Below are 12,748 nucleotides of genomic sequence, written 5' to 3'. Positions count from 1 at the left end.
CCTAGCCCTGGCGGAGGACGACCGTGCGGGTGCCGAGGGGCGCGGCCAGGGTCAGCGGGATGCTGATCTCCCTGATGTAGTCCGGGCACATCTGGCCCTTCCGCGGCGAGGTCACCGTGACCAGCACGACGACCTGCGCCGCCGTCTGGTCGCCGAGGCGGGCCGAGACGCGGCGGCAGCCACCCTCCTCGGCGCCGAGGATCACCTGCTTGCCGTCGATGCTGCGGGTCAGCGTGCGCGGGTAGCCCTCCGGCAGCCCGCGCGCGTCGACCTGGCTCTCGGCGATGACGTTGTCCCCGGGCGCGATGCCCTGCGTCGGGCGGCCGACGGTGCCCGGGGGCGGCGGGTCGAACGTCGGCGTCACCGTGCCCGGCACCGTCGGTGCCGTGGTGGGCGTCTCCGGCCCGGTGCTGCCGGCCGGCGGCGCCGACGAAGCCGGCGGGGCCCCGGCCCCGGTCGAAGAAGCCCCGCACGCCGTCAGCGTGACCAGCAGCAGGCCCGTCCCCAGCAGTTTCACCGCGTTGCGCATACCGCCAAGACGGAATCCGGTGCCGGGAGGTTGCACCGCGCCGTCAAGAGGCCCGGAACGTCACCGATGGGCGGCTCGTCCCCGGACCAGTCCCAGCAGGCTGACCCCGGCCAGCGTCACGACCAGCAGCAACACCGTCGCCGCCGACGCCAGGAACACCTGGCCGCGGTCGGTCAGGGCGAAGATGCTCGCCGGGAGCGTGCGCCAGTCCGGCGGGTACAGCATCATCGTCGCGCCCAGCTCGCCCATCGACATCGCCAGCGCGAGGCTCGCCGACGCCGTCATCGCCGGCAGCAGCACCGGGACGCGCACCCGCAGCAGCACCCGCACCGGCGACGCGCCGAGCGAGGCCGCGGCCTGCGCGAGCTGCGGGTCGACGCGGGCGAGCGCGGCCGAGACCGTGCTGTAGGCGAACGGCAGCAGGATCAGCAGGTGCCCGAGCAGCACGATCCAGCGCGTGCCGTTGAACGCCAGCGGCGGCCGGCTGAACGCCACCAGCAGCGCCAGGCCCAGCACCACCGACGGCACCGCGATCGGCAGGTGGAACACGGTGTCGGTGATCCGCCGCAGCCGCCGCGGCGCGGTCTCCGCGGCCAGCGCGGCCCACGTGCCGAGCAGCACGGCCGCCGCGCCCGCGATTACGCCGGTCTGGATGCTCACCGAGAGGCTCGCGAACGTCTCCCCCGACAACGCTTCCGTGTAGTGCCCGAGGGTGAACCCGCCCGGCAGCACGCCGGTCCAGTGCCCGGCGAACGACGCGAGCACGATCATCACCAGCGGCGCCGCGACGACCACGGCGAACAGCACGCCGAACACCAGCCACAGCAGCGCCTTGCTACGCCGCGTCCACAGCAGCATCACGGCCCCTCTCGCCCAGTACCCGGTAACTCCCGTACAGCAGCAGGGAAATCGCGACGTCGACCAGCGCGACGACGCTCGCCGCCGGGAAGTCGAACGTGACGATCCCCTTGCCGTACACCAGCATCGGCAGCGTCGTGACGCCCTTCGCGCCGAGGAACAGCACGATGCCGAACTCGTTCAGCGCGAGCAGCAGCGTCAGGCACGCACCCGACGCGAGCGACGGTAGCGCCGCGGGCAGCACGACCCGCCACAGCACTCGCCCCGGCTTCGCGCCCAGCGCCGCGGCGACGTCCAGCTGCACGCCCGGCACCTGGCTGAACGCCGCGAGCGCCGGCCGCATCACGAACGGCGTGTAGAAGGTGATCTCGGCCAGCAGCACACCCCACGGCGAGTACAGGAACCCGCCGGCGCCGAAGACGCCCGCGCTGCCGTAGAGGAAGGTGAACGCCAGCGCGATGAGGAACGACGGGAACGCGAGCACGGTGTCGACCAGCCGTGACAGCGTCTGCGCCCCGGGAAACGGGACGAACGCGACGACCAGCGCGAAGAACGTGCCGAGCAGCACGCAGCCGGTGGTCGCGCCCAGGGCCAGCAGCACCGTCTGCCAGGCCGCGTTCCGGAACTCCGCCGAGCCGAGCACCTCGGCCCACTTCGCCAGGCCGACGCCGTCGTCCGTGGCCAGGGACTGCCCGGCCACGAGCACGAGCGGGTAGCCGAAGAAGACCGCGACGACCACCAGCGGGGGCAACAGCCAGAGCCCGCGGCCGCGCCGCCCGGACGCCCGCCGCGGCATCGGCGCGACGGTGGCTTCCAGCGCGAGCCCGGTCATGAGCCGACTCCGACCAGCGGGCAGCCGTCCGGGATCGACACCCCGACCGGCGCGCCGACGGCGAGCCCGTCGACGTTGGCGACCTCCGCGCGGATCGTGCCGCCGGTCGCCTCCAGCTCCAGGTCCAGGCGGTAGCCGCTGCCGCGCCACTGCACCGCCCGGACCAGCGCCGGGAGCGTGTCCGCGCCCGGCGCGCCGACGCCCACCCGGTGCGGGCGGACCCCCAGCGCCACCGCCTGGCCGGGGGTGAGCGCCCCGGTCGGCTCGGCGGTCAGTTCGCGGCCGCCCAGCCGGACCGTCGACGGTGTCCCGTCGTGGATCACCTCGACCGGGATGAGGTTGGCCGCGCCGAGGAAGCTCGCGGTGAACCCGTCCGCCGGGCGGCGGTAGAGCTGCTCGCACGGGCCGGTCTCGACCAGCCGGGAGTCGCGCATGACGGCGATCCGGTCGGCCAGCGCGAGCGCCTCGCCCTGGTCGTGGGTGACGTAGACCAGCGTCGTGTCCGGCAGTTCGGCGCGCAGCCGCAGCAGCTCCGCGATCATGTCCTCGCGCAGCGCGGCGTCCAATGCGGACAGTGGCTCGTCGAGCAGCAGGACGTCGGGCCGGATGGCCAGCGCCCGGGCGAGCGCGACGCGCTGCTGCTGCCCGCCCGACAGCTCGCGCGGGTACCGCCGGGCGTAGGCACCCATGCCGACGAGGTCGAGGACCTCGGCGACCCGCGACGCGACCTCGGCGCGCGGGGCCCGCCGTGCGTTGAGTCCAAAGGCGACATTCGCGGCGACGCGCATGTGCGGGAACAGCGCGTAGCTCTGCACCACGACACCGAGGCCGCGCTTGTGCGGCGGCAGGTCGGTGACGTCCTGCCCGGCCAGGAACACGCGCCCGGAGCTGGGCCGCACGAACCCGGCCAGCGCCTTGAGCGCCGTCGACTTGCCCGAGCCGGACGGCCCGAGCAGGGCCAGGGTCTCGCCGCGGGCCACGGCGAGGTCGAGCCCGGCCAGCGCCGTCGTCCGTCCGAAGTGGACGGAAACGTCACGGAACTCGACCGCCGGGGTCATCGGCCGACGGCCTTCTTGTACGCGGCCAGATCGGCGTCCAGCTTGGCGAGCACGGCGGTCCAGTCCGGGTTCCAGACGTCGACGCCCTGCAGCGCGGCCTTGATCTTGTCGGCGTTGGCGCCGGTGGCGGTGACGTCGGCGCGGGCCGGGATGCCGAACGCGTCCGAGGTCCTGGCCTGGACCTCGGGCGAGAACAGGAAGTCGAGGAGCTTCTTGCCCTCGTCCGCGTGCGGTGCGCCGGTGACGAGACCGGCGTAGTACGGCAGCGCGAAGGTCGAGCGCTTGCCCTGGGCGTCGGCCGGGAAGAACACGTCGAAGCCGCCGCTCTTGGCGATCTCGGCGAGGTTCATCTGGACGTCACCGTTGGCCACCAGCAGCTCGCCCTTGGCCACCTTCGGCTGCAGCTTGCCGGTGGACGACGACGGCCCGGCGTTGTTCGCCTCGAGCTTGCCGAGGTAGTCGAGCGCGCCCTGCTCCCCCAGCACGTGCTGCAGCTGCAGCAGGACCGCGGTGCCGTCACCGGCCTCGCCGGGCGTCGAGTACTGGAACTTGCCCTTGAGCTTCGGGTCGAGCAGGTCGTCCCAGGTCTTCGGGGTGGCGCCCGGGTTGTGGATGAAGCTGAGGTAGTTGTTCATCATCGCGAAGTAGCGGCCCTGCGGGTCCTTCTGCGCGGCGGGGACCTGGTCGGCGCCGGCCGGGGCGGACGCCTGGAGCAGGCCCTGCCCGGCGACGCGCTGGATGAACGGCGGCAGCGTGACGAGGACGTCGGCCTTCGTGTTGGCCTTCTCCTTCTCGACGCGCGAGGCGACCTCGCCCGAGCCGGCCGTCACGGCTTCGACGGTGATGCCGGTCTGCTGCTTGAACTCGGCGAACCGGGCGGTGTACCAGTCCTCCAGTCCGTCCACTGTGTACACGGTGACGGTCTTGCCGCCGGACGCGCCGGCGCCGGTGCCGCCGCAAGCGGCGAGCAGGCCGGTCAGCGCCACGGCGAGCACGGCAATGGTCTTTCTCATCGGTTTTCTCCTAGCACGGCGGGAAGTTCGCGAACGGAATCGAGGACGTGGGTGGCTTCGAGGAGGTCTTCGCGGCGGCCCGCGCCGGTGAGGACGCCGGCGACGACCGACGCGCCCGCGCGGCGGCCACACAGGACGTCGGACGCGGTGTCGCCGACGACGGCGATCCGCCGCACGTCGGTGACTTCGAGCCGCAGTGCGGCGGTGAGGACGAGGTCGGGGAACGGGCGGCCGCGCACGCCGTCGCCGGGGGCGAGCGCGAGGTCGGCGAGGTCCCGCCAGCCGAGCGCGTCGAGGATGGCCAGCTGGGTCGCCGGGGCGAAGCCGGTGGTGAAGGCGACCTTGACGCCGTTCTTTCGCAGGCCGCGGATGACGTCTTCGGCGCCGTCGATCGGGGTGCACGCGCCGCCGCGCACGAGGTCGCCGTACGCGCCTTCGAACGCGGCGTTGGCTTGCTGCGCCTGGGTTTCGTCGTCGAGCAGCGCGCGGAAGACGGTGATCTTCGACTGGCCCATGGTGTCGACGACGTACTTCAGCATGCCCTCGTAGCGATCGTCCTTTTCGGACACTCCGACGGCGCCGATCGCGGCGGTGAAGGCCCGGACGACGAGGCCGTCGTCGGCGACGGTCGTGCCGGCCATGTCCAGGACGACGAGTTCGGTGGTCACAGGTTCAGCTCCTCGGCGGTGTCTTCGGCGATGGCGGGCGAGCAGGTCATGCCGCGGCCGCCCGGCCCGGTGACGAGCAGCGCGTTGTCCGCGACACGCTCCCGGTGGACGATCCGGCCGGTGTCGGTGGTCTGCGCGTAGACACCCGCCCACCGGCGCCGGATCCGCGGCAGCGGACGGCCGAGCAGCGCCCCGGCGACCTCGGCGAGGTGCTCGTACGGGTCTTCGGTGACGTCGAAGGCGAACGGCTGGTCGTACTCGTGGGTGTCACCGATGGTCAGCGAGCCGTCGAGCCGCTGGACGAGCAGCAGCTGCATGCGGTGCTCTTGCGCGACCTTGCTTTGCGGCTGCCCGGCTTCGAGGGTCTCGAGGGCCGGACCGCGGTAGGCGGGGTAGTAGCGGAAGCTGTCACCGTCGGCGACGCTGGTGGTCAGCTCCTCGCCGAGCGGCTCGGTCTGCGCCATCTGCAGCCGGACCTTCCGCACCGGCGGCTCGCCGGCCAGCTCGCGCACAAGCCCGCCGGTCCACGCGCCGGTGCAGAACACGACGACGTCGCCGTCGTGGCGCTCGCCCCGGTCGTCGACGACGCCGGTGGCGCTCAGATGCCGGACCTCCCGGCCGGGCTTCCAGGTGTAGCGGCCACTGCGGGCCAGCTCGGCGCGCAGGGCGGGCTGCGCGACGCGGGGCTCGACGGCGGCGTCGCGTTCGCACCACAACGCGCTTCTGAAGTCGCCGCGCAGCGCCGGGTTCAGCTTCTTGGTTTCGGCGACGTCGAGCAGCTTGTACCCGCGATCGGCGGCCTCGGCCCCCGCGGCGACCTCGGCCGCGACGGCGAGTTCGGCCTCGGTCCGGACGACGGTCAGCGAACCGTTCGCACGGAAGCCGAGCCCCGGAACGCGCTCGCCGATCCGCTCCCACAGCACCCGCGCCCGCAGCGCAGTGTCCAGTTCGGCGCCGGTGGCCCGGCCCCCGACCCAGACCAGGCCGAAGTTGCGCACGGACGCGCCCCGGGCCTCGGGTTCGCTTTCGAGCTGGACGACGTCGTGGCCGCGTTCGACGGCCTGCCAGGCGTGCAGCGTGCCGAGCACGCCACCACCCACGATGAGGATTCGCACGCCGCACACGCTCGCGGCCGCGCGCCAACAGCGCCTGACCCAACGGCGAACACGGCATGAAGCGCCACCGAATATTGGACCGGATGAGTTACCGTTCCGTTATCTTTGCGGGCGCTCCGGGAGCTTCCGGCGGACCTCGTCACGAAGTCGCAGAACGCGAACAGGACCACCGAGGTGCACACCCGGGCCGGGCCGATGATCGCGAACTTGCTGCGCATAGCGATCACCCACGCTCACGACGGCAAGCCCGAGCGCGGCCCACCCGGCCGCATCCCACCGCGAAGTCGAGCCCGCCCCGGACGGGCGTTGACCCCGACATCGCGCCACTCGGCCGGGCTTGTAACCCACGATCGCCCGGGCGCGGGCCATCGTCCAGCACCCCGATACGTCCGCAGCCCGCAGCAGCGAAGTCGAGCGACCACCCCCGCATCCGCCGTCACCCTCACAGGCGACCGGCGGCGACGAAGACGCAGGCCGCGAAGATGACCGCGTTCACCCCGACGTTGCGCCACTCGGCCGGCTTGTGGCCCGCGATCGCAAGCTTGCTGTGCATCGCCATCGCCCCCACCATCACGACGGCGAGCCCGAGTGCGGCCCACCCCGTCAGCACCGGGGCGACGCCGAGCAGCCGGGGCAGGATCAGGCCCAGCACGGCCAGTAGCTCGCAGATCGCGGTGAAGCGGACCACCGGCAGCGGGTACGCGGCGGCGCCGGTCTGCCCGGTTTCGAGCATCTTCTCCCGCGACATCGTCGACTTGAGCGCCCCCGACAGCGCGAAGAGCGCCGCCAGCACGATCTGCCCGGTCCAGAGCGCGATGTTCATGGTGTCCTCCCCAATCGGATACGGGAGGAACGAGACGTGCGCGAGGAACGTGACAGGTCAGTCGACGCGGCCCAGGCGGGTCATGAAGCTCAGCCGGTCGCCGCGGTACAAAGAGCGCACGCGCTCGAACGGTGCGCCGTCCGGGCCCCACGACACGCGGTGCATCAGCAGCATCGGCAGGGCCGGGTTGGTCCCGATCAGCAGCGCCTCGCGCGGCGTCGCGAGCACCGTCTCGACCCGCTCCTCGGCGCCGTCGAACACCACGCCGAGCTGTTCGCTCAGGCAGGCGTACAGCGACTGCTCGGGGTCGAAGACGTCCATCAACGTCGGGAAGCGCGCGGCGAGGAGATATGTCGACTCCAGGCCGACGCGCTCCTCGTCGGCCAGCAGGACGCGCTCGATGTGGATCACCTCGGCGTCCGACGTCACCTGCAGGTCGGCCGCCAGCGCGCTGCCGGCCAGGCGCCGCTCGAGGGTGACCACGTTGCGGCCGGGGCGGATGCCCTGGCGTCGCAGGCCTTCGGTGTAGCTGACCAGGGCCAGCGGCTGGATGAGCTTCGGGCCGGCGACGTACGTGCCGCTCCCCTGTCGCCGGCTGAGCTTGCCCTCGAGCACCAGCTCGCTGACCGCCTGCCGTACCGTCGCCCGCGACACCTCGAACCGCTCGCACAGTTCCCGTTCCGTCGGCAGCACCGAGCCTTCACCGAGTTCCGCGATCACCGCCAGCAGCTCGACCTTCACCGCGTAGTACCGCGGGACACGGCCGTGCTCGGGGATCCCGTCGAGGACGGGACCGTCGGCGGACAGGCGGGAATAGCGTGAAGGGGCGGGCACGGAATCGACCCTATTCGTTTCCGCCGACGCCGTGGTTCGCTGTGGCGCGCAACACGGCCGACACACGGAGGATCACCCGGATGCGACCGGCCCCCTTGACCCGCCGACTCGGCCTCGCCGACGCCGTTTTCCTGGGCCTGGGCTCGATGATCGGGGCCGGCGTGTTCGCCGCGTTCGCCCCGGCGGCGCACGCCGCGGGCGCCGGGCTGCTGCCCGCGCTGGTCGTCGCGGCCGTCGTGGCGTACTGCAATGCGACGTCTTCCGCGCGCCTCGCGGCGATTCACCCGGAATCCGGCGGAACCTACGTATACGGCCGGGAAAGGCTCGGTGAATTCTGGGGTTACCTCGCCGGCTGGGGATTCGTCACCGGGAAGACGGCGAGTTGCGCGGCGATGGCGCTGACCGTCGTCGCGTACGCCGCGCCGGGGCTCGGGCAGCCGTGGCGGAGCCTGGTCGCGGTCGCCGTCGTCGCCGCGCTCACCGCCGTCAACTACTTCGGCGTCCACCGCTCGGCGCTGGCGACGCGGGTGATCGTGACGTGCACGCTGCTCGTCCTCACCGTCGCCGCGGTGACGATGGGCGTCGGGCCGCACGCGGGCGGGCCGCTCGTCGCGTGGCCCGGCACCGGCGGGATCCTCGAAGCGGCCGGGCTGCTCTTCTTCGCCTTCGCGGGCTACGCGCGGCTCGCGACGCTCGGCGAGGAGGTCCGCGACCCCGCTCGCACCATTCCGCGGGCCATCCCGCTCGCCCTCGGCATCACCCTCGTCGTCTACGCCGCGCTCGCGGTACTGCTGCTCGTCCGGCTCGGCCCGGCCGCGCTCGCCGCGACCCCGGACCCGATCGCGGCCGCCGTCCCGGGGTGGCTCGCGCCGGTCGTCCGGGCGGGCGCGGCGCTGGCGGCGCTCGGCTCACTGCTCGCGCTCGTCCTCGGCGTCTCGCGCACGACGCTGGCCATGAGCCGCGACGGCCACCTCCCCCGGTTCCTCGCCGCCGTGCACCCGCGTTACGGCGTGCCGCACCGGGCGGAACTGGCCGTCGGCCTGGTCGTCGCCGTGCTCGCGGCGTCCCTGGACCTGCGCGCCGCGATCGGCTTCTCGTCCTTCGCCGTGCTGATGTACTACGCCGTCGCGAACGCGGCGGCGCTGACGCTGCGCTCGTCACGGTTCGTAGCCGTTCTCGGCCTGGCCGGGTGCGTGGTGCTGGCCTTCAGCCTGCCGTGGACGTCGGTGCTGACCGGCGCCGGCGTCCTGTCACTGGGCGCATCGGCCTACGGCGTTCGCCGGATGCGCCGGTGAGAAATCACCCAACCGCCCGAAACATCCGAAGAAAGTCGGTTGTCCGGGTGTGCGGGCACCTGGTGTAGTCGTGGGGCCGCCGTCGGCAACCGCTTCCTTTGTGGACACTGGAAGGACTGATCCCCTTGGCTCCCAAGCGCTGGTTCACCCTGCTCAGAAACGTCACCACCGCCGTAGCGGCCGTCGCCGCGGCCGCGTCGTTCGCCACCCCGGCGATCGCCACCGCCGCCCAGCCGCCGTCCACCGACGTCGTCGGCGGGACCCGGGCCGCCCAGGGCGAATTCCCGTTCATGGTGCGGCTTTCCATGGGTTGCGGCGGCGCGCTCTACACCAACCAGATCGTGCTGACGGCCGCGCACTGCGTCAGCCGGACCGGCTCGAACACGTCGATCACCGCGACCGTCGGCGTGGTCGACCTCAACAGCACGAGCGCCAAGAAGATCAAGTCGACCTACGTCTACCAGTCCCCCACCTACGGTACCTCGACCGGCGGCGACTGGGCGCTGATCAAGCTCGCGAGCCCGGTCACCGGCCTCTCGACGCTGCCGATCGCGACGACGTCGACCTACAACACCGGCACGTTCACCGTGGCCGGCTGGGGCGCGGCGACCGAGGGCGGCGGGCAGCAGCGGTACCTGCTGAAGGCGACCGTCCCGTTCGTGGCCGACAGCACCTGCGCCGCCCAGGGCGGCAGCTACCCCGACCTGATCCCGAGCGCGGAGATCTGCGCGGGCAACCTGAGCGCGGGTGGCGTCGACACCTGCCAGGGTGACTCCGGCGGCCCGATGTTCCGCCGGGACAACAACAACGCGTGGATCCAGGTCGGCATCGTGTCCTGGGGTGACGGCTGCGCCCGGCCGCACGCTCCCGGCGTCTACACCGAGGTGAGCACGTTCGCGTCGAAGATCGCCGCGGCCGCCGCCACGCTGTAACCGCTTCCGCGAAGAGGGGGCCCGCCGCGGCGGGCCCCCTTCAGCGCGTCTTGTCCAATCGGGACAGTGCGTCTTCGTAGCCCGAAACCAGGTCCGCGACGACGTCGGCGACCGGGCGGACGCCGTTCATCCGGCCGACGATCTGGCCGACCGGCATCGAGACGACGCTCGGGTCGTTGGCCGCGTGGATCCGGTTGTGCGCGTGGGAAACCAGCAGGTTCTGCAACGGCATCGGCAGCGGCTCGGGTGCGTCCGCCGCGGCCCACGCCTCGGTCCACCGCGTTTTCAGCAGCCGCGCGGGTTTCCCGGTGTAGATCCGCGTGCGCACCGTGTCGGACGACGACGCCGCGACGAGCGCCTGCTGCATCGCCGCCGACTCCCCCATCGTCTGCAGGTACTCCTCGGTGGCGAGCCAGTACGAGCCCATCCACACCCCGGACGCGCCGAGCGCGAGCGCCGCGGCGACCTGGCGCCCGGAGCCGATCCCGCCGGCGGCGAGCACCGGCACGTCGACGGCGTCGACGATCTCCGGCACCAGCACCATCGACGCGATCTCGCCGGTGTGCCCGCCGGCTTCGTAACCCTGCGCGACCACGAAGTCGACGCCGTTCTCGACGTGCCGGACCGCGTGCACGGCCTTCCCGGCGAGCGCGGCGACCGGGATCCCGCGGTCGTGGCACTGGCCGATGACGTCCGTCGGCGGCGAGCCGAGCGCGTTGGCGATCAGCTTGATCGGGTGGTTGAGCGCGACCTCGACGTGCGACCGGGCGACCGAGTGCAGCCAGCCGAGGACGCCGGCGCGTTCGTCGGTGTCGTCCGGCAGCGGCGGCACCGCGAGGTCGCGCAGCACCCGGTCGACGAACTCGCGATGCCCCTCCGGGATCATCTTGGAGAGGTCGACCTGCGTGCCCTCGGCGGGGATCTTCGCCGGCATGACGATGTCGACGCCGTAGGGCTTGCCGCCGGTGTTCTCGTCCATCCAGGTCAGCACCCGGTCGAGCTCGGCCGCGTCGTTGAACCGGACGCAGCCGAGCACCCCGAGCCCGCCGGCCCGGCTCAGCGCCGCGGCGACGTGCTCCGAGGGCGTGAACCCGACGATCGGCAGGTCGATGCCGAGCCGGTCGCACAGCGATGTCCGCACTCGTGTTCCTCCTCAGACGGGCTGGGCCGCCGCCGGGTCGTGCTCGGCGGCGTAGCGCTGGGCCCACGGGTAGTCCGGCTTGCCGCTCGGCGAGCGGCCGATCTCCTCGGCCAGCCACACGGTGCGCGGCACCTTGTACCCGGCGACCTCGTGGCGGACGTGCTGCTCGATCCCGGCGAGGTCCGGCTCGGCGCCCTCGCGCAGCTGGACGACGGCGGCGACGCGCTGGCCGGTCCGCTCGTCCGGGATGCCGATGACGAGCGCGTCGAAGACGTCGGGGTGCGACTTCAGCGCCCCTTCGACCTCCTCGGGGTAGACCTTCTCGCCGCCGGTGTTGACGCACTGCGAACCGCGGCCGAGCAGCGTGACCGTGCCGTCCTCTTCGTAGCGGGCGTAGTCGCCGGGGACGACGTACCGGACGCCTTCGATGTCGACGAAGATCGTCTTGCTCTTCTCGGGATCGCCGTAGTAGCCGAGCGGGACGTGCCCGCGGCGGCCGATCAGCCCGATCGCGCCGGCCTTCGGCTCGACGAGGTGGCCGTCGTCGTCCAGGAGGATGGCGTCCTTGCCGAAGCTGACGCGCGGGCCGGCGCTGTGGTCGGAGTCCTTGCCCACCATGCCGATCCCGGTGAAACCGCTTTCGGACGAGCCGATCGCGTCGGTGATCACGGCGTTCGGCACGAGCGCGACGAACTCCTGCTTGACCGACTGCGAGAACAGCGCGGCGTGGCTCGACACGGCGACGAGTGACGACGCGTCGTAGTCGCCCTCGCGGAAGGCCTCGATGAGCGGGCGCGCCATGGCGTCACCGACGATGGTGAGCACCTGGACCTTGTGCTCCTGCACGGCTTTCCACACCTCGTGCGCGTCGAAGCGCGGCACGAACACCACCGGGCTGCCGGTGAACAGCGCGCCGAACGCGGCCCACTGCGCGGCGCCGTGGATCAGCGGCGCGGCGGGCAGGCGCGTCAGGCTGCCGGCCTTGCCCTGCTCGGCGAGCGTCCACTCGTCGGGGACGTACTCGCCGGTGACGAAGTTGATGCCGCCGCCGAGCGCGCGCCAGATGTCCTCGTGGCGCCAGAGGACGCCCTTCGGGTAGCCGGTGGTGCCGCCGGTGTAGAGGATGTAGAGGTCGTCGTTGCTGCGCTCTTCGAAGTCGCGCTCGGGCGACTGCGCTTCGATGGCGGCCTCGTACTCGACGCCGCCGTAGCTCCCGAAGTCGCCGTCGCTGCCGTCTTCGATGACGACAACGTGTTTCAGTTTCGACGCCTCGGGCAGGACGGCCTTCACCTTGTCGGCGTAGCTTCTCTCGTGCACGAGCGCGACGAGATCGGCGTCCGTGAAGAGGTACGCGAGTTCGCCGTGCACGTAGCGGTAGTTGACGTTGACGGCGATCGCGCGCAGCTTGTACGCCGCGATCATCGCCTCCAGGGCCTCGATCGAGTTGCGGGAGTAGACCCCGATGTGGGATCCGCGTCCCACGCCGTGCGCGGCGAGGTGGTGGGCGAGCCGGTTGGCCCGCGCCTCCAGTTCGGCGAAGGTGACCCGCCGGTCGCCGCACACGACCGCGACGCGCTCCGGCACGGCGTCGACGGCGTGCTCCAGAAGATCCGCGATGTTGAGTGCCACGCCCTCAAAGTAGAACATGTT

The 12,748-nt window shown here is 72.2% G+C and carries 13 protein-coding genes; 2 read left to right on the top strand and 11 right to left on the bottom strand.

What is annotated here, in order from left to right; genetic code table 11:
- Position 1 precedes the first annotated feature (1 nt).
- The 9 genes from VA596_RS49185 to VA596_RS49145 all read right to left on the bottom strand — a co-directional run bounded on the left by VA596_RS49185 (position 2) and on the right by VA596_RS49145 (position 7,730).
- On the bottom strand, positions 2-529 hold the full coding sequence (locus tag VA596_RS49185; RefSeq protein ID WP_323337694.1) for a hypothetical protein: 528 nt from the start codon (positions 527-529) through the stop codon (positions 2-4).
- 60 nt (positions 530-589) lie between these two features.
- Positions 590-1,387: an ABC transporter permease gene (locus tag VA596_RS49180; protein ID WP_323337693.1), complete on the bottom strand. Its 798-nt coding sequence runs from the start codon at positions 1,385-1,387 to the stop codon at positions 590-592.
- Complete coding sequence (locus VA596_RS49175) at positions 1,365-2,219, bottom strand: 2-aminoethylphosphonate ABC transporter permease subunit (RefSeq protein ID WP_323337691.1); 855 nt, start codon at positions 2,217-2,219, stop codon at positions 1,365-1,367. Before VA596_RS49175 ends, VA596_RS49180 begins: the two co-directional genes overlap by 23 nt.
- Positions 2,216-3,277: an ABC transporter ATP-binding protein gene (locus VA596_RS49170; RefSeq protein ID WP_323337689.1), complete on the bottom strand. Its 1,062-nt coding sequence runs from the start codon at positions 3,275-3,277 to the stop codon at positions 2,216-2,218. Before VA596_RS49170 ends, VA596_RS49175 begins: the two co-directional genes overlap by 4 nt.
- A complete protein-coding gene (locus tag VA596_RS49165; RefSeq protein ID WP_323337687.1) occupies positions 3,274-4,290 on the bottom strand; it encodes a 2-aminoethylphosphonate ABC transporter substrate-binding protein in 1,017 nt (338 codons plus the stop codon). Before VA596_RS49165 ends, VA596_RS49170 begins: the two co-directional genes overlap by 4 nt.
- Positions 4,287-4,958 carry a phosphonatase-like hydrolase gene (locus VA596_RS49160; protein ID WP_323337685.1) on the bottom strand — a complete coding sequence of 224 codons (672 nt, stop codon included), beginning with the start codon at positions 4,956-4,958 and terminating at the stop codon, positions 4,287-4,289. The genes VA596_RS49165 and VA596_RS49160 overlap by 4 nt, the downstream gene beginning before the upstream one ends.
- Entirely contained in the window at positions 4,955-6,073 is a 1,119-nt protein-coding gene (locus VA596_RS49155) for a TIGR03364 family FAD-dependent oxidoreductase (protein ID WP_323337683.1), read from the bottom strand. The genes VA596_RS49160 and VA596_RS49155 overlap by 4 nt, the downstream gene beginning before the upstream one ends.
- 442 nt (positions 6,074-6,515) lie before the next feature.
- A complete protein-coding gene (locus tag VA596_RS49150) occupies positions 6,516-6,896 on the bottom strand; it encodes a DoxX family protein (protein WP_323337681.1) in 381 nt (126 codons plus the stop codon).
- Positions 6,897-6,953: 57 nt separating this feature from the next.
- Positions 6,954-7,730: a GntR family transcriptional regulator gene (locus VA596_RS49145; protein WP_323337679.1), complete on the bottom strand. Its 777-nt coding sequence runs from the start codon at positions 7,728-7,730 to the stop codon at positions 6,954-6,956.
- A gap of 80 nt (positions 7,731-7,810) precedes the next feature.
- Here VA596_RS49145 and VA596_RS49140 point away from each other — a divergent pair, with 80 nt between their 5' ends.
- Complete coding sequence (locus VA596_RS49140) at positions 7,811-9,025, top strand: APC family permease (protein ID WP_323337677.1); 1,215 nt, start codon at positions 7,811-7,813, stop codon at positions 9,023-9,025.
- Positions 9,026-9,150: 125 nt separating this feature from the next.
- Positions 9,151-9,957 carry a S1 family peptidase gene (locus tag VA596_RS49135; protein ID WP_323337676.1) on the top strand — a complete coding sequence of 269 codons (807 nt, stop codon included), beginning with the start codon at positions 9,151-9,153 and terminating at the stop codon, positions 9,955-9,957.
- Between the two features lie 40 nt (positions 9,958-9,997).
- Here VA596_RS49135 and VA596_RS49130 read toward each other — a convergent pair whose 3' ends face one another.
- Both VA596_RS49130 and VA596_RS49125 read right to left on the bottom strand, forming a co-directional pair.
- A complete protein-coding gene (locus tag VA596_RS49130) occupies positions 9,998-11,098 on the bottom strand; it encodes an NAD(P)H-dependent flavin oxidoreductase (RefSeq protein WP_323337673.1) in 1,101 nt (366 codons plus the stop codon).
- 12 nt (positions 11,099-11,110) lie between these two features.
- The gene (locus VA596_RS49125; RefSeq protein ID WP_323337671.1) at positions 11,111-12,727 is read right to left on the bottom strand and encodes an acyl-CoA synthetase; all 1,617 of its coding nucleotides are present in this window, start codon (positions 12,725-12,727) and stop codon (positions 11,111-11,113) included.
- Positions 12,728-12,748 lie beyond the last annotated feature (21 nt).

It is taken from the genome of Amycolatopsis heterodermiae, assembly GCF_034929455.1.
Lineage (GTDB): Bacteria > Actinomycetota > Actinomycetes > Mycobacteriales > Pseudonocardiaceae > Amycolatopsis > Amycolatopsis heterodermiae.
This window is presented reverse-complemented; position numbering and strand designations above follow the sequence as displayed.